Genomic DNA, 17,157 nt, shown 5'->3' with positions numbered 1-17,157 from the left:
AGGGAGACTTTCTATGAAGAATATATTTAATCAAAAAGGTTCCACATTATTGATGGTAATTATTATGTCAGCGGTACTCACAGTGTTGGGTACTGCAATGTTATCGATGACATTTATGAATCTTAATATGAAGTATAATGACGAAAGAGGTAAGAAAGCGGTCTATTATTCTGAATCAGGTATTGATGAAGTATATGCCTTAGTTGGTACGAAGGTCGAATATTCTTTGGAAACTGCTAAAATGGATACGGACATTTATAGGAGAGCACTACTTGCCCATTTAGAAAAAACCTTGATTCCAGAAGATCCTGATCATCCTGAAATCATATATCCTGGAGAAGTACGGAATGGTGCAGTTCTCAAAGACCCAATGACAGGAACTGAATATATCAAGAATTCAGGAATTAGCGAAGGCGTTGGATTTGTAAAATTCTATATTGAAGATAGCGCTGCAGGGATAATCTATGAAGATAAAGTGTTAAATACCACTGCATTAATGAAAGAGCTAGATAAAAACTATAAAGAAAAATTCATGACTAGCTTTGATACTCTATGCAGTAGTTCAATTGTTACGGACATTAGTTCAGGTACATTAGGTCTTTCACATAGTGGGAGTTTTCCCGTAATTTCTGCGGGTTCTGTAATAGATTTTTCCTCTTCAAGTAACGATACCTTTACAATCTCTGACGTTCATTCTGTTTTTACTTATGGAAAAACAGAAAGAGAAATAACGACTAATATTATCGTGAAAGCCCCTGAAAGGCTCTATCCAGTAACGACGATTAGAGATACGATACAAGTGGAAAACAATCCAATTTGGCAAAACGCTTTCGTATCGAATCAAGATATCATTTTTAATGAAGATACGGATGTATCCATTCAAGGAGACATTTATGCCTTAGGTACAGAAGATGCTGGTGGGGTTCTACAAGGCATCTTGCTTAATGAAGCAAAGGTGACTATTATGGGTGATTTGGTCACTCAGAAAAACATTCAAACGACAGGTACTGGAGATCAATTAACGGTTAATCATGGTTTGTTATATAGCGATAGCTTAATCACCAAAGCTGGGGCGGATCATTCACAAATCACTATCAACAATGGTAATGTGTATACAAATGACGATCTTGAGTTAAATGCTTTACAAAGTAGTATTTCTATTTTGAATGGGAGTTATTATGGCATTTCAGATGGCGGAGCTTCTCATAATACGAGCAGTGCAATTGTTGTGAATGCACCATTAACAGGAGCTACCCTTTCTATTTCAGGCACAGCACCTACCTTAAGTAATGATAAAATTTGGAACAGTAAAAATGTATTTAGTGAGAGTGGTGTATGGATACCTGGCACCGCATATGTGGATATAGTAGGAGATATAACAGGTGGAGGCAATTATTGGCCATATCAAACGGGTGAGAGTGTTTCTGTAAAAGAAAACTATTTAGCGTATGCCTTACCTTTGACCATTTCAGAAGCTAGTAAATATGATGATCATAATACGATCAAAAAACTAGCAGATAATGGTATTTATTTTGCAGTGGGCGCTCAGGTACCCCCATCGATCACTGAGGAATATTATACCACTCTTGACAAGATTAATTTTTTTATGGAAGTGAATAAAGTAGAGGAGTTTAAAGAATACCTTGAATTTGGTACTCCAACGACACTGGATATTAGCAATTATAAATATGTGCTAGGTGCAAAAATTCTTAAAGATGGTACGATAAATAAAGCAGATTACACAGCATTTGAACAACCTATTTTGGAAAGGTTTAGAAAGATACAAGGAAAGGTACAATATGATTTCCTATATTATTTAAGGAATACAACGAATTATACAAATTTATCTTCTCCAACGAGTGAGCCATTATATTTATATGATGAATTTGAAAATATTATCTTGCCTGAACAGATCGATGGAAGCTTTAATGTGATCAAAGAATTAGTGGAGTATGGGGAAATAGAGGGTTCGGATAGTAAACCGATTGTATATCCTGCAAGCTATGTACATAAAGATCCTGCACTTTTAGAACAAGCGACGGAAATTATTTTTGTTTCTAATCCAAACTCGACAGTGAAAAGAAATATTCGACTTGTAGGCAATAACCCGGGTACAAATAATGGATATGAAAATATAGTATCTCTTAGCGGTACAAACAATGGTTACTTCCAAGGCATAATCATAACACAGGGCAATGTATTAATCGATGGAGATGTTCATTTTACAGGGACTATTATTGCAGGGGGTTCAATTACTGTGAGAAAAGGAAATTCTACTTTTTACAATAGCGATAGAGCATCTGTTAAGTTTATGGCTAAACTCATCAGAGATAATCCAAGTCTTAGAGGATTATTTGATAGCCATGCAATAGGTAATCCAATACAATTTGTTGAGGATGAAGTGGATGATTCAGATGCAGAGGATAGCAACATGAATAATACTTATAAGCAATTAGTGGGTTTTGAATTTTGGAGATTGAATTAACCTTTAGGAGCGATACGAATGGAAAGAATGGAAAACGAAAAGGGTTTTACCCTTGTAGAGATTATGATCGTAATCGTCATTATTTCTATTGGTATAGGTATGGCATCTTATGGTATTAATATCGTATTTGGATCAAGAATGGATTCTTATTCAAGTCAATTTAAGTCTGACCTGAGGTATATTCGAGATCAAAATATGTCAATAAAAGATGGTAATTATAGAATAGATATTAATTTTACTTCAAATGAAATCACTTCGTATAGGACGTATCATATAGCGGCAGATAGTACCATAGTTCAATGGAATACTATACAGCTGAACAATAAAATAACAATGTCTGTAGTATTAGAGGATGGTACAACTCCACCCTCTGATGGAACGATTACAATTCGGTTTGATTCAAGTTCTGGTGAAGTATCTACCGGCTTAAATGGTTACAATGGAGCAGGTACTTATACCTTTACAAGTACTGCAACAGGTGAAACAGAATCTGTTACTTTAACTAGGTTGACAGGGAGGATTGATTAGTATGTATAAAATGATTCGTTCTAATCAAGGATTCACCGTAGCTGAAATGTTTCTAGCAGTACTTATTGCTGGAATCATTACATCAGCTATTTCAACTTTTATTATGATACATATTAAGACCTATGAGGAAACTAAAAATATTATTGATCTACAGTATGAGGGGCAAACAGCTTTGAACCAAATGGCTAAAACAGCAATGGAATCTGCAGGTGTACATAATATGAATGGTGTAACTGATTTGTCACTTATTACAACGGAACAGGCCGTTGATGGTGTTGACGAGTTTATTGCGTTTAAACAAATAACAGGATATGATATTACTGAGCAACCAACTTATATTTATCACATATTTACCATGAAATCAAATGATCAAATAAGGTATAGTACATCTGTAAATTCAGATTTATCGTCAGCAATAGATCGGGGTATATTTGCTATAAATATTATTTCTATGAGGTTCACACCTGGAAAAAACAATGCTACAAGTAACGAATCTTTTGAAACTGCTAGATCAATAGAAATAGAATTTAGCTTTATTAATGATGGATCCGACCTTAATGTAAAAACGCAAGCAAAATTCAGAAATAAATAACTGACTTATTGAAGTCAGTTTCTTTTTTTACACTTGAATTATCTTTGAGGTCACTTAGTAATTACTAAAAAAACAATTGTATATATATTACAAAATTGTTATAATGACTTTGATTTGTTTTTTACTCAAATGGAAAACTAAGCAGGTAATTTACTTAACAATCCATCTATGATAAAAACAAAATGCATCGAAAGAAAGGTGATAATATGTTTGAAAGATTTTTTCCGTCAGCATTTTATGATTCGATATTTGAAGTAGAATATAAAAAACTAAAGGATGAAGGTTACAAAGGTCTAATGTTTGATATTGACAATACTTTAGTACCTTTTGACGTTGCTCATCCCACACAAGAAATAATAGATTTATTTACCCAATTAAAAAACGAAGGCTTTAAAATATGTTTGGTTTCTAATAATAACCAAACAAGAGTATTTCGCTTTAACGAACGTTTGAAGGTCTTTGCAGTACCCAAGGCTTTAAAACCAATGCGAAGAAACCTCAGAAAAGCAATGAGTCTTATGGGCACGGAAGTTAAGAATAGTGTTTTTATCGGTGACCAATTGTTTACTGACGTATGGGGAGGCAATCGTTTAGGTGTTAAGACTATCCTAGTCAAGCCTATCGCTGTGAAGGAAGAGTGGATTACGAAAGTCAAGCGTTCAACTGAAAAGATAATTTTCAATATGTATTTGAAGGCAGGAAAGAAGAATGATTAATATCGATGGTAAGACGAAAACTTTAGGTTTGATTGGTAACCCTGTGGAACATACCATGTCGCCCTTTATTCAGAATTTGTTTGCTGAACAAATGGGGATTAATATGGTATATGTACCCTTTCATGTAGAAAATGGACGACTAGAAGATGCGATAAAAGGTGCGAAGGCACTGAACTTAACAGGAAATAATATTACTGTTCCATATAAAGTTGAAGTATTACCACATATAGATGTTTTGGATCAAAAAGCTGAGATTATCGAAGCTGTAAATACAATCAAGTATTCAGGTGATCAAGTATTTGGGTATAATACAGATGCTGAAGGCTTTTTAATGTCTTGTCAAAGAGAAGGCATATCTTTTGAGGATAAAGAAGTGTGCATTTTAGGTGCAGGAGGTGCCTCTAAGGCTGTTGCAGTAGTCTGTGCCCAGCAGAAGGCTAAGAAGCTTATCTTGGTTAATCGTACCATTGAAAAGGCATATGCTTTGAAAAAATCTATACAAAAATATTTTGACATCGAGATAGACGTTCAAGATTATACAGACCTGCTAAAATTGGATGTAGTTCATATTTGTATTCAAACTACTTCTATAGGTATGTATCCTAATATACACGAAAGCCCGATTGTAGATAAAACATTTTTTAATAAGCTAGAATGGGCCATAGATGCTATTTATAACCCTAGTGAGACAATGTTTTTAAGTCTAGCTAGAGAAAACGGAGTTAAGTCATTAAATGGTTTAAGTATGCTGTATTTTCAAGCAGTTAAAGCCTTTCAAATATGGAATGATGTAATTATTCCGCAACCAATAATTGAAAAATGCTTTAAACTTTTTAATGATTATATTTATTCCCGATAAAATATAAAGTGATGGTGATAGAATGCGAAATGTTATTTTAATTGGCTTTATGGGCAGTGGAAAATCTACTATTGGTAAAATATTAGCTCAACGACTTGAGGTTAATTGGATGGATATGGACATAGAAATTGAGAAAGGTGAAGGAACCTCGATACAAGAGATTTTTGAGCTAAAGGGAGAAGAGTACTTTAGGCAATTAGAGACGGAGTATCTTAAAAATTTACTGAACAAGGAAAGTAGTATCATCTCCACAGGTGGTGGGATTGTATTAAGGGAAGAAAATAGAATCTTACTAAAAGAAATTGGAACTGTAGTTTTCTTGCATACTGACAGTACGCAAATAATTCAAAACTTAAAAGACGATACAAAAAGACCATTATTAAAGGGAGATAATGTTGAGGAAAAGATAGTGAAGTTACTTGATGAAAGAGAATCAAGCTATTTAAATGCGGCAAACATTATTATTCAAACAACGGGTAAGAGTATTGATAATGTAGTTGATGAAATTATTTCCTTACTATAAAAATGTAGTTTGATGACTGAAAATTAGCAATGGGTAAAGGAGTAGTTAAGTGAAAAAAATTGTCGTTGTCAATGGACCTAATTTAAATTTTTTAGGAATTAGAGAAAAAAGTGTTTATGGTAAATTAAATTATAATGAGGTTGTGAGTTATATTTTAGATTACGCTAAAAAGGAAGACCTTTTGGTAGAGGTATTTCAATCTAACAGCGAAGGTGGTATTATAGACCGACTCCAGCAATGTTATCACGATGGAGTAGACGGTGTAATCATAAATCCTGGCGCTTATACACATTATAGTTATGCAATTAGAGATGCAATTGCATCAATTATGATTCCTACAATAGAAATGCACATTTCCAATATTTATGTAAGAGAAGATTTTAGAAAAATTTCTGTCATAAAAGATGTTTGCGTGAAACAAATATATGGAAAAGGCATTAAAGGCTACATAGAAGCACTTGAATACTTCAAGCAAGTATTGACACAATAATGGAGGATTATGGATACTAGAATTAAGTCACTGCAAACAAAGATAAAACAACTGAATATAGATGCTATGATTATTCATGACGATACGAACAGAAGATATCTGTCAGGCTTTACTGGTTCATCAGGTTATTTATATATAAGTAGCACTAAAAAAATTCTATTAACAGATTTTAGATACATGGAACAAGCAGCAAATCAATGTCACGGTTTTAATGTGTTAGATCATAGTGCATTGGGGATTCTTAAGAATTTTGAAAATATAATTTTAGAGGAAGGATCAAAAAATATTGGATTTGAGGCAGGAGTAGTATCTTATAGCCAATATAAAGCTCTGAAGGATGCACTTCCCAATATGGAGTTAATAGAAACAATTGATATCGTTGAAGAAATAAGGATGATTAAAGATGAAGGTGAATTGGCTTGTATAAAAGAAGCTGCCTTTATTGCAGATGGAGCTTTTGAACATATTTTGCCTCTCATGAAAGTAGGTGTTTCTGAAATAGAGATTGCTCTAGAATTAGAGTATTTTATGAAGAAAAATGGTGGGCGAAAATTGTCCTTTGATACAATCGTGGCATCAGGGAAGAATTCATCTCTTTGCCATGCACAGCCAACAAGTAAGAAGATAGAAAAGGGCGATTTTATTACAATGGATTTTGGTTGTATTTATGATGGATATTGTTCAGACATGACAAGAACAGTAGTAATGGGGTTAGCAAGTGACAAACAAAAAAAGATTTACAATACTGTATTAAAGGCTCAAAAAATGGCGTTGGAGATTTTAAGAGCTGGGCTTACTGGCCAAGAAGTGGATAGTGTTGCTAGAACTATAATTTATGAAGCGGGATATACAGAGAATTTTGGGCATGGTTTAGGTCATAGCCTTGGGCTAAATGTACATGAAAATCCAAGATTAGCTCCAAAGGGCTTTACAAAGCTTCAACAAAATATGATGGTCACAGTTGAACCGGGTATTTATATTCCCGATTTTGGTGGAGTAAGAATAGAAGATCTTGTGTGTGTCAAAGAGAATGGATATGAAAGCTTTACTCATTCAGAAAAAACATTAATCGAACTTTAAACAATCGGAAATAAAAAAACCTTGAAAAAATTGTCGTTTTGATTTAAACTATATAAGACAAAATATGTGAGAACTTTCAAATAATGATCTTCGCATGATATTCACGAATTCGTGAAATTATTTTATAATACCCCTTTGGGTAAGGAGGAAATTTTACTATGATTACTGCTGGTGAATTTAGAAATGGCGTTACCATGGAATATGAAGGAAATATATATACAGTAATAGAATTTCAACATGTAAAACCAGGTAAAGGTGCTGCTTTTGTTCGTACAAAAATTAGAAATTTAAAAAATGGTGCAGTTATTGAGAAAACTTTTAGACCTAATGAAAAGATGCCAAAAGCTCGCATCGACAGAAAAGATATGGAGTATTTGTATAAAGATGGAGAAATTTTCCATTTTATGGACATTGAAACATATGAGCAAATTGGTTTAACAGAAGATCAACTAGGTGACGCACTTAAGTTTGTGAAGGAAAACAATGTAGTTAAAATCCTTTCACATAACGGTTCTGTTTTTGGAGTTGAACCACCACTTTTCGCAGAGCTAGTAATTACACATACTGAGCCTGGATTTAAAGGAGATACTTCCTCAGGTGCAACTAAGCCAGCAATAGTTGAAACAGGTGCAACAGTTTATGTGCCATTATTTGTAGAAATTGACGACAAAATTAAGGTCGATACTAGAACAGGTGAATATTTGTCTAGAGTATAATTAATAGTATTATTTATACATAAGGCAGTTCTTAATATGAAAACAATCATGTCAAGAACTGCCTTTTTGTTATTGACTAGGAACAGAGGAATAGAGCAGATATTAAGGATTTGATATCTATCAGCTGATTTTATTTGAAATTTTGTTTTTAGGGCAAATGGCCTATTAAGCTAAAAAAACATTGACAATTCAACGGTTTAGGTTAATATATATAATATATGCATAAAAATAGCATAATTGAAGGAATGATGTAATGAGAGTAATAGCAGGAACAGCAAGAAGCTTAAGTCTTGTTGCACCAGAAGGCCAAGATGTAAGGCCAACGCTTGATAGAACGAAAGAAACACTATTTAATATGCTTCAACATAGATTACCAGGCTGCCTTTTTATGGATATATTTAGTGGTAGTGGTGCAATTGGTATTGAAGCACTAAGTAGAGGAGCAAAAAAAGCTTATTTTGTAGAAAATTCTCAAAGTGCCTTGAAGTGTATTGAACAAAATTTGAAGCATACGAAATTGTTTGATCATGCTGATATCATAAAATTAGATTTTATGCAAGCATTGAAGGTGTTAAGAGAACGAGGTATAAGCTTAGATATTATTTTTTTTGATCCACCTTTCAACAAAGGCTTTGAAGAAAAGCTTCTTAGAGAATTATGTTCCTATAGTTTACTTCAAGAAGATGGTCTGATTATTTGTGAATGTTCATCTCACACTTCCTTTGATTTCCTGGAAGAGTATGAGGATTATGTAATATATAAAGAAAAGATTTTTAAGACTAGTAAGTTTGTGTTTATCAAGAAAATCGGCTGTGCTGAGTTATAATTCTTGTTACACTTCTGCCGCTTTTCCAATTTCAATAGTAAGACTTTACTTATCAACAAAAAAGTGGCTTCCGCCATTTAAACGCATCATTACATGAGAAGGAGTGTTGGCATGAGAATAGGCGTTTATCCGGGTAGTTTTGATCCTGCTACTTATGGGCATCTTGACATTATAATAAGAGGTGCAAAATTAGTTGATCACCTAATAGTTGGAGTATTAAACAATAGTCAGAAGAGTCCCTTATTTTCTACAGAGGAACGAGTTAAAATTCTCCAAGAATTAACATTCGATTTAAATAACATCGAGGTTAAATCATTTTCGGGATTGCTAGTAGATTTTGTTAAAGAGCAGAATGCATCAGTTATTATTAGGGGATTTAGAGCGATTTCGGATTTTGAATATGAAATTCAACTAGCTCAAACGAATTATAGTCTTGATAGTAATATTGAAACAATATTTCTAGTTACTAGAAATGAATATTCCTTTTTAAGTTCAAGCATTGTTAAAGAGGTTGCAAGATATAATGGAGATACTAGTAAGATGGTTCCCCCATTAGTTGTTCATTACTTAAATAAAAAAAATGAAGAGCTTAAACAAATAGTCGATAGAAAAATAAATGCAATTGGAGGCGAGTTAAGTGAATAACATTTTCAATTTAATTGATGAGATGGAAGGTTATTTTGATACTTGTAAAAAAGTACCAATTTCAAATAAGTTAATGGTAGATATTGAGGTTATATATGAATTTATGACTGATTTAAGGCTTAAATTACCTGAAGAAATAAAAAAAGCAGAAAGAGTTCTAGATGAAAGAGAAAAGATTCTGTCAGAAGCGTCGCAAGCTGCAAATAGTGCTGAAAAGGATGCCGAGCTTAGAGTAACAAAATTAGTGAATGATCATGAAATTGTTCAAAAGGCTTATGTTGAGGCAGAAGTTGTAATGGACGAGGCGAAAAATACAGCTAAGGAAATGAAGCTTGGAGCATATGAATATGTGGATGAATTAATTGCTCAGCTTGAGGTTGCTGTTAAGGATACACTACAACAATCTAATCAACATTTTGAAAAATTTGAAGAATATATGCAGAGACAGCTCGTAGCCCTAGAAAATAATCGTCAAGAACTACAAGTACGAAGAACCGGTAAAAAAAGATAATACCAACATAATATACTTTGAGGATTGTACTTATAAGAACTAACTTTTCTGCTGTGCATGTGAAAATTTCATAGTAAACAACCTAAGGCATTGACCATACATAGTCAATGCCTTAGGTTGTTTACCATGAAATTAATTATCAATTAACGAAACAGAGATAAAAGCATTTTTCCTCAAGATTAATACCAAAGGAAGTAAGTGTTCATTTTTCGCTAGACCGGCCGAAGGGTAAGGCCAGAAAAATGAACACTTACTTCCTAATAATGAATATACTTATCAGAAAAAATGCTTTTGTCGACAGTCTGGTGTATTGACCATATGACCATATATAGTCGTTGCCAATATTCATTTCAGAAGTTAACAGTAATATTATTAAACAACCTTTCTAAATACAAAATCTACTTATTTGTATTATCTTAAACTGTTTAATTTTGCAAATACAATTCAAATATTATGATTGCACAAACAAAAGTTATCGACCCATTTATTATCTTTGAAAAAAAATATCTATTAATTGGTAATCCAGAGCTTTTTAATACGCTTGCAGTTTGACCAACAACGGATAAAGAACCAAAAGCACATAAAGAAGATAGTAGTGCATATTTCAATAGTTGATTGCAGGAAGAATGTACTAGCAAATGAATACCATTAGTAAGATCAAGGGTACTAATTAGAAATTTAAAGCTAATATGTTGTATAGGTAAAGTTGAGAGTAGCAACGTCGGAATTGAAAAAAGTATGATGTAGCCGCCAACTTTCAGCAGTACTTTAGCTGTTTGAGCCATACAATCATCAATATATGTAAAAGATAAATTTATGTTTGGTTTATGAGCCACATGGGTAGGCCTGTAAGTCAATGGATAAGATTTTTTGAAAAGCATCGATGTTATAAAGTTTCCTGAATAGATACTAAGGAGTAAAGGCAATCCAAGTTTAGGGTTACAAAGCTGAGCGGAGGCAACAAATCCAATAACAAACATGGGACTTGGATTGTTGCAAAAGGTTAATAAATAACTACCTTCATTTGCTGAGAGTTTTTTAGAGGTAACCAAATCATTGATTAAAATTGCCCCCATAGGATACCCAGATAAGATACCCATTATGAGAACATAAGACGCAACTCCAGACACTCCAAATAGTACTTTGAAAAATGGAGTAAACACTTTATTAATCACATCAATAATTGGTGAATGCAGAATTATATAGGAAAGAATCATAAACGGGAACAGGGTAGGAATGATGACATTAAACCAAAGCAACAAGCCTTCTTTTCCAGCAGCGATGCTTTCATTAGGAAACCGAAGTAGGACTATTAATGCAAATATAATAAGTATATACATCATTACATTTTTTTTCGTCATTTTATAAACACACTTTTTATTTCATTATAGTCTTAGTCTATATCATTTATTCTGACTATGTTAAAATAACAGGTTGGGTATAATCATTTTTAACAATTTGATTGAATTTACTAAGCACTATTGTGTTATAAATGTTAGTAGCTCTTATTTCATCATCTAGCATTTTCTTCTGTAAGGATGTTAAACTCATTGAAGAAGCCTTTACATTTGTTATAATAGGTAAGGTTGCATAGTCCTTCATTTGTTTCATTAAATGCTGAGCCTTTTTGTTGAATCCTAGTACCTTAATATACTGGGAATAACCATTGTGATTGAAGGTTTGAAAGGGTTTCTTATCGATATCCAATAGAATGTGAATCAAAGCTCTATTAATCTTTGTTCTTGTATATCTCTTTGTAGTTACCATATCTAAAAGCACTTCGATGGAGTTAGCTTGAGAAATTGCTGATAGAATTCTATTTTCAAGACCCTCAGTAATATCAAGAACCTTACACAACTCGCTAGGATGTGTAGTAAGTAGCTTATATTTTAACAAAGGAAAGAAATCATTGGGAAATATTGGAGCAATATTGCCGTCTATAGCTTCTCTTAGATGAACAAGTGAACTAGTAGGCAACATACTCTCTAATACTACAGACCCTTCTGTATTCGCTTTTAATTGTTTTCTTATTGCTGTAGCAGATACTACAGGTGCACTTGAGCTTTCATCATGATATCCAGCCCCAACTCGCTTTATTGTAAAAGGACTCATCTTGGAATTTAATCGCTTCAAAGCCTTCAAATATTCAATGCCCAATATGTTATTTGGTGAGTTTATTACATCTTCAAAGTTGTGAGGAAAATACTTTTTCAAAGCTTTCGATCGAGCAGTAGGATAATTAAATCCTTTATCCAAATAATGGGCCAACCATACCTTATAGGATTCAGGTTCGTTCGCTAATAAATCAGCAATTGAGTCCAGTGTATCTAGGTTTCCTTCTTCACTTCCAAAACAAATACTATTTACAATTCCAGTATTATGAAGAAGAGCAACAGAAGCAGTAGAAAAAAATTCTGCACTCGCTGTTGCGTAATGTACGGGAATCTCAATTACCATATCAATACCACTGTCCAAAGCGCTTTTAGCCCGCACCCATTTGTTTACTACTGCAGGGTCTCCTCTTTGAACAAAGTTTCCACTCATTACTGCAATACAATAATCGGAACCTGTGATCTTTTTTGCTTCCTCAACATGATAAAGATGTCCCTTATGAAAAGGATTATACTCCGTAATTAATCCAACAACATTCATCTTAATACCCCTTTAAAGTTATATCTGTAAGATTTGCTTAACAAAATCTACCATTCATATCCACTATAGAATAATATCATGTCAATTGCAACAAATTACTCATAGGAGTTTCTGGTTTTTCATAAAAACGAAGCAATTTCTGACCAGCATAAGTTAGTTGTATTAAAAAAAGAACAAGAAAATGCAAAATAATCATTGTATACAAAGAACAAGTTTATTATAATAGAAGTGGTTGTATAAACGTGAAGTGAAATTTTGTTTAAATATAAACTATTACAAGAAATGAAAGGGGTATCATCGTGAGCTTTATTAATACGATAAAAGACAGAGCAAGAACAAATAAGCAAACAATCGTTCTTCCAGAATCTCTAGAAAGAAGAACTGTTGAAGCGGCCCATCAAATCCTTGAAGAAGGCATTGCCAATATTATTCTAATTGGTAATAAAGTCGAAATCCTTAAGGTAAGCGAAGGCTTAGATTTAAATGCTGCAACATTTATTGATCCAAAGTCCTTTGAAAAAATGAACGAATATGTTGATGCTTTAGTTGAACTTAGAAAAAGCAAAGGTATGACAGCAGAGCAAGCAGAAAAGCTATTAACAGAAGATCCATTATTTTTAGGTGTTATGATGGTTAAAGAAGAAATGGCTGATGGTATGGTTGCAGGTGCAGTTAATTCAACTGCAAATGTACTTAGACCATCCTTACAAATTCTTAAAACAGCACCTGGAACAAAATTGGTATCTTCATTTTTTGTTATGGTTGTTCCTAATTGTGAATTTGGAGCAAATGGAACTTTTGTATTTTCAGATTGTGGCTTGGTTCAAAATCCTACAGCAGAAGAATTGGCTTCAATTGCTGGAAGTTCAGCTAAATCATTCGAACAATTGGTAGGTCAAGAAGCAATCGTTGCGATGTTATCGCATTCTACAATGGGTAGTGCAGCGCATGCTGACGTAGATAAAGTAACATCAGCGACAAAACTGGCAAAGGAAGCATACCCTAATGTGAAACTAGATGGTGAATTCCAGTTAGATGCTGCTATTGTTCCAAGTGTTGGGGCATCAAAAGCACCAGGTAATCCCGTTGCAGGAAATGCAAATGTATTGGTATTCCCTGATTTAGATTCAGGTAATATTAGTTATAAAATAGTGGAAAGATTAGCAAAGGCAGAAGCATACGGACCAATTACACAAGGTATAGCAAAACCAGTAAACGATTTATCTAGAGGTTGTACTGCAGAAGATATTGTAGGTGTTGTTGCAATAACAGCTGTTCAAGCACAAGATAAATAATAACAATAAGCTACCAAAAAAGGAGAACATCATTTTGAATATTTTAGTTATTAATTGTGGAAGTTCATCACTTAAGTATCAATTACTTGATATGAGTAACGAAACTGTCTTAGCAGTGGGTATTTGTGACAGAATAGGTATTGAAGGTTCAAAAATTAAACATAAACCACAGGGAAAGAAAGCAATTACAATTGAAGGCCCAATGGCCAATCATAAAGACGCTGTTTCCTATGTATTAGATGCACTCGTTTCTACAGAATATGGTGTAATTAAAAGCATGGATGAAATAAAAGCTATTGGACATCGTATTGTTCATGGTGGTGAATTCTTCTCAGGATCAAATATTATTACGGATGAGGTTATTGAAGCTGTAGAAGCGTGTTGTGAGCTTGCACCATTGCATAATCCAGCAAATCTTATTGGAATTGATATTTTCAAACAATTAATGCCAAATGTACCAATGGTTGGCGTATTTGATACTGCTTTCCATCAAACAATGCCTGATAAAGCATATTTATACGGTATATCTTATGACTATTACAAAAAATACAAGCTTAGAAGATACGGTTTTCATGGAACATCTCACAAGTATGTTGCAAACAGAACTGCTGAGTTTTTAGGTAAAAATATCGAAGACCTTAAAATAGTTGTGTGTCACCTTGGAAATGGTGCAAGTATTTGTGCAGTTGATGGTGGTAAATCTATTGATACAAGTATGGGATTCACTCCTCTTGAAGGCTTACTAATGGGAACAAGAAGTGGTGATATCGATCCAGCAATTATTCAATTCCTTGCGAATAAAGAAGGTATTAGTTTAGACCAAGTTATTGACCTATTAAATAAAAAATCAGGTATTTTAGGATTATCCTTATATTCAAGTGACTTTAGAGATATTGAAGATGCGATCGCTGATGGACATGCACAAGCTAAATTAGCTATGGATGTTTTTGAATACAGAGTAGCAAAATACATTGGATCATATGCAGCTTCCATGAATGGAATAGATGCAGTTGTCTTTACTGCTGGTCTTGGTGAAAACAATGGTGATATGAGAGAAAATGTATGTAAGTATTTAACATATTTAGGTGTAGAAGTTGATGTTGAGCTTAATAAATGTAGAAGTACTGAAAGAGATTTTTCATCACCTAATGCAAAAGTAAGATCATTAGTAATTCCAACAAATGAAGAACTAATGATTGCAAGAGAAACATTGAAATTAGTTCAAGAATAATTCGATTTACTGAGGGCGTCTTATAGTTTATAGACGTCCTTTTTTTATTTGGTAGGAAAGATTTGGCATATATATGGAAAGCGCAGAAAGGCAATTTGGGATTTAACGCGGTGCAGCAGATTTTCCTGCGCTTTGAAGGTAATCCTGCATCGTTGCACCAAAACACTGCTTTAACGTTAGGAAGTGCAAATTACAAGAGTATATTTTCGTGAAAAATGACGGAAAACCAATCAATTACGTCAACTTGAGCTGGAAATTTGTTGACATTATTTGTGTCATAGCGTATAATCGAATTCATGAATTAAGATAGTTCAAGAAAAAAACAAGGAGGATATTATGAAAAAAATAATCGTTTTTTTAATGCTAATGGTTATGATTGTTGGCACTTTTTCGGGGTGTGGAAAGAAAGAAGAACCTACTACTGCAGGAAAATATCTAAGACTAGCACAAGAGGTTGATCTTCCATCTATGGATCAACATGTTGCTACAGATGGTTTATCCTTTGAAGTAATTGCTGCGACAATTGAAGGATTATATACTGTGGATAAAGATGGTAATTTTATTCCAGCTATAGCAAAAGGCTATGAAGTTAGTGAAGATCAATTAACGTATACATTTACGTTAAGAGATGATGCAAAATGGAGTAATGGTGATCCTGTTACTGCAGCTGATTTTGTATTTAGTTGGAGACGTCTACTTAGTCCTGAGCAAGCTAGTGAATATAACTTCATTGGTGGAGTTGCAGGAATTTTAAATGCTGATAAAGTAGTTGCTGGCGAAGTACCTGGTGAAGAATTAGGTGTTGTTGCTCAAGATGACAAGACTTTAGTTGTTACCTTAGACAGACCAGTTCCTTACTTCTTATCATTAACAGCATTTTCTACATTCTTTCCTTTAAATGAAAAGTTTGTTACAGAAAAAGGTGCTGATTATGCTTCTTCTCCTGAAAACCTTTTAGCAAATGGTCCTTTTACAATGACTACATGGGAAAAAGGTTATGGATTTAAACTTGACAAAAATGCAGCTTATTATGATGCTGCTAACGTAACAATTGCAGGTTTAGATTATAGAGTAATGAAAGATAATCAAACAGCTACTTTAGAATATGATAGTGGAAATCAAGATGTTGTTAAATTAGCTGCAGAGCTAGTTGACAAATACAAAACGACTGAAGCTTATACTCAAATTGAATCTGGTTACTTATGGTATGTTTGCCCTAACAATCAAACAGAAGTGTTTTCTAATGTAAATGTTAGAAAAGCATTCCAACATGCAATCAACAAACAACAAATCGTTGATAAAATATTAAACGATGGTTCAAATGTAGCAGATTTCATTATTCCAATTGGATTAGCTACTGGACCAGACGGTAAAGATTTCAGAGAATCTGCTGGAACTTATAGCGTATATGATGTTGCATTAGCGCAAGAATATTGGACAAAAGCTAAAGCAGAACTTGGTGATACTATTGAAATAGAATTATTGTTTGATGATGATGGTACAGTTAAGAAAACTGCTGAATTTATTCAAGCAGAACTTGAAACGAATTTGCCTGGAATTAAAGTGAGCTTAAAAGCGCAACCAAAGAAAAATAGATTGGCACTTATGACAGCTGGCGATTTCGAAGTAGGGATTACTCGTTGGGGACCAGATTATGCTGACCCACTTACTTACTTAGAACTTTATTTAACGGGTGCAACACTGAACTATCCTAAGTATGAAAATGCTGCTTATGATTTATTGGTTCAAGATTCATCAAAAGGTAAACTAGCTGGCGATCCTCAAGGTCGTTGGGATGCAATGATTGAAGCAGAACGTATTTTCTTAGAAGAAGATGGAGCAATTACTCCATTATTTCAAAGTGGTTATGCTTTCTTGATTAATCCTAAAGTAACAGGTATTGAGAGCCATGCAGTTGGTGTACCATTCATTTATAAAAATGTAAAAATAGCTGATTAATAGTACAATTCATCAAATCAGTGGGAGTCAATCTCTCACTGATTTGTAA

The 17,157-nt window shown here is 33.6% G+C and carries 17 protein-coding genes; 15 read left to right on the top strand and 2 right to left on the bottom strand.

Annotated elements, in window-relative coordinates; genetic code table 11:
• The first annotated feature begins 13 nt into the window (after positions 1-13).
• The 12 genes from CVU84_00175 (at position 14) to CVU84_00120 (ending at position 9,971) form a co-directional block, all read left to right on the top strand.
• The gene (locus tag CVU84_00175; GenBank protein PKM96170.1) at positions 14-2,485 is read left to right on the top strand and encodes a hypothetical protein; all 2,472 of its coding nucleotides are present in this window, start codon (positions 14-16) and stop codon (positions 2,483-2,485) included.
• An 18-nt stretch (positions 2,486-2,503) separates the two neighbouring features.
• Positions 2,504-3,013, top strand: coding sequence for a hypothetical protein (locus CVU84_00170; GenBank protein ID PKM96169.1), 510 nt, complete (start codon positions 2,504-2,506; stop codon positions 3,011-3,013).
• 1 nt (position 3,014) lies between these two features.
• The gene (locus CVU84_00165; protein ID PKM96168.1) at positions 3,015-3,605 is read left to right on the top strand and encodes a hypothetical protein; all 591 of its coding nucleotides are present in this window, start codon (positions 3,015-3,017) and stop codon (positions 3,603-3,605) included.
• 206 nt (positions 3,606-3,811) lie between these two features.
• Positions 3,812-4,321: a YqeG family HAD IIIA-type phosphatase gene (locus CVU84_00160; protein PKM96167.1), complete on the top strand. Its 510-nt coding sequence runs from the start codon at positions 3,812-3,814 to the stop codon at positions 4,319-4,321.
• Positions 4,314-5,180, top strand: coding sequence for a shikimate dehydrogenase (gene aroE, locus CVU84_00155; GenBank protein PKM96166.1), 867 nt, complete (start codon positions 4,314-4,316; stop codon positions 5,178-5,180). The genes CVU84_00160 and aroE overlap by 8 nt, the downstream gene beginning before the upstream one ends.
• A 22-nt stretch (positions 5,181-5,202) precedes the next feature.
• Entirely contained in the window at positions 5,203-5,703 is a 501-nt protein-coding gene (locus CVU84_00150) for a shikimate kinase (GenBank protein PKM96165.1), read from the top strand.
• A gap of 49 nt (positions 5,704-5,752) precedes the next feature.
• Complete coding sequence (aroQ, locus tag CVU84_00145; protein PKM96164.1) at positions 5,753-6,193, top strand: type II 3-dehydroquinate dehydratase; 441 nt, start codon at positions 5,753-5,755, stop codon at positions 6,191-6,193.
• 9 nt (positions 6,194-6,202) lie between these two features.
• The gene (locus CVU84_00140) at positions 6,203-7,273 is read left to right on the top strand and encodes a hypothetical protein (protein PKM96163.1); all 1,071 of its coding nucleotides are present in this window, start codon (positions 6,203-6,205) and stop codon (positions 7,271-7,273) included.
• Between the two features lie 158 nt (positions 7,274-7,431).
• A complete protein-coding gene (gene efp, locus CVU84_00135) occupies positions 7,432-7,989 on the top strand; it encodes an elongation factor P (protein PKM96162.1) in 558 nt (185 codons plus the stop codon).
• A 253-nt stretch (positions 7,990-8,242) separates the two neighbouring features.
• On the top strand, positions 8,243-8,815 hold the full coding sequence (rsmD, locus tag CVU84_00130) for a 16S rRNA (guanine(966)-N(2))-methyltransferase RsmD (protein PKM96161.1): 573 nt from the start codon (positions 8,243-8,245) through the stop codon (positions 8,813-8,815).
• Positions 8,816-8,926: 111 nt separating this feature from the next.
• Positions 8,927-9,460 (top strand): pantetheine-phosphate adenylyltransferase, encoded by a 534-nt coding sequence (locus CVU84_00125; GenBank protein PKM96160.1) that lies wholly within the window; start codon positions 8,927-8,929, stop codon positions 9,458-9,460.
• Entirely contained in the window at positions 9,453-9,971 is a 519-nt protein-coding gene (locus tag CVU84_00120; GenBank protein PKM96159.1) for an ATPase, read from the top strand. Before CVU84_00125 ends, CVU84_00120 begins: the two co-directional genes overlap by 8 nt.
• 425 nt (positions 9,972-10,396) lie before the next feature.
• Here the strand turns inward: CVU84_00120 and CVU84_00115 are convergent, their stop codons facing one another.
• Together CVU84_00115 and CVU84_00110 are read right to left on the bottom strand one after the other, a co-directional pair.
• On the bottom strand, positions 10,397-11,332 hold the full coding sequence (locus tag CVU84_00115) for a hypothetical protein (protein ID PKM96158.1): 936 nt from the start codon (positions 11,330-11,332) through the stop codon (positions 10,397-10,399).
• A 55-nt stretch (positions 11,333-11,387) separates the two neighbouring features.
• Positions 11,388-12,623, bottom strand: a complete 1,236-nt coding sequence (locus CVU84_00110; GenBank protein PKM96157.1) for a nucleotidyltransferase — start codon at positions 12,621-12,623, stop codon at positions 11,388-11,390.
• Positions 12,624-12,922: 299 nt separating this feature from the next.
• On the opposite strand from CVU84_00110, the gene pta reads away from it, so the two are divergent.
• The 3 genes from pta to CVU84_00095 all read left to right on the top strand — a co-directional run bounded on the left by pta (position 12,923) and on the right by CVU84_00095 (position 17,108).
• Positions 12,923-13,918 carry a phosphate acetyltransferase gene (gene pta / locus CVU84_00105; protein ID PKM96156.1) on the top strand — a complete coding sequence of 332 codons (996 nt, stop codon included), beginning with the start codon at positions 12,923-12,925 and terminating at the stop codon, positions 13,916-13,918.
• 34 nt (positions 13,919-13,952) lie between these two features.
• Positions 13,953-15,149, top strand: a complete 1,197-nt coding sequence (locus CVU84_00100; GenBank protein ID PKM96155.1) for an acetate kinase — start codon at positions 13,953-13,955, stop codon at positions 15,147-15,149.
• Between the two features lie 336 nt (positions 15,150-15,485).
• Positions 15,486-17,108 (top strand): peptide ABC transporter substrate-binding protein, encoded by a 1,623-nt coding sequence (locus CVU84_00095; protein PKM96154.1) that lies wholly within the window; start codon positions 15,486-15,488, stop codon positions 17,106-17,108.
• The last annotated feature ends 49 nt before the right edge of the window (positions 17,109-17,157 follow it).

It is taken from the genome of Firmicutes bacterium HGW-Firmicutes-1, assembly GCA_002841625.1.
Taxonomy (GTDB): Bacteria; Bacillota; Clostridia; order Lachnospirales; family Vallitaleaceae; genus HGW-1.
The sequence above is the reverse complement of the archived record's forward strand: the minus strand, read 5'-3'. Positions and strand labels throughout refer to the sequence as shown.

Bases quoted from the DNA above. Each gene is read 5' to 3' on its own strand.
- CVU84_00170 (PKM96169.1), top strand. From the start codon at position 2,504: ATGGAAAGAATGGAAAACGAAAAGGGTTTTACCCTTGTAGAGATTATG.
- CVU84_00150 (PKM96165.1), top strand. From the start codon at position 5,203: ATGCGAAATGTTATTTTAATTGGCTTTATGGGCAGTGGAAAATCTACT.
- CVU84_00125 (PKM96160.1), top strand. From the start codon at position 8,927: ATGAGAATAGGCGTTTATCCGGGTAGTTTTGATCCTGCTACTTATGGG.
- CVU84_00175 (PKM96170.1), top strand. From the start codon at position 14: ATGAAGAATATATTTAATCAAAAAGGTTCCACATTATTGATGGTAATT.
- CVU84_00140 (PKM96163.1), top strand. From the start codon at position 6,203: ATGGATACTAGAATTAAGTCACTGCAAACAAAGATAAAACAACTGAAT.
- aroE (PKM96166.1), top strand. From the start codon at position 4,314: ATGATTAATATCGATGGTAAGACGAAAACTTTAGGTTTGATTGGTAAC.
- efp (PKM96162.1), top strand. From the start codon at position 7,432: ATGATTACTGCTGGTGAATTTAGAAATGGCGTTACCATGGAATATGAA.
- rsmD (PKM96161.1), top strand. From the start codon at position 8,243: ATGAGAGTAATAGCAGGAACAGCAAGAAGCTTAAGTCTTGTTGCACCA.
- CVU84_00115 (PKM96158.1), bottom strand. From the start codon at position 11,332: ATGACGAAAAAAAATGTAATGATGTATATACTTATTATATTTGCATTA.
- CVU84_00165 (PKM96168.1), top strand. From the start codon at position 3,015: ATGTATAAAATGATTCGTTCTAATCAAGGATTCACCGTAGCTGAAATG.
- CVU84_00095 (PKM96154.1), top strand. From the start codon at position 15,486: ATGAAAAAAATAATCGTTTTTTTAATGCTAATGGTTATGATTGTTGGC.
- CVU84_00110 (PKM96157.1), bottom strand. From the start codon at position 12,623: ATGAATGTTGTTGGATTAATTACGGAGTATAATCCTTTTCATAAGGGA.
- CVU84_00160 (PKM96167.1), top strand. From the start codon at position 3,812: ATGTTTGAAAGATTTTTTCCGTCAGCATTTTATGATTCGATATTTGAA.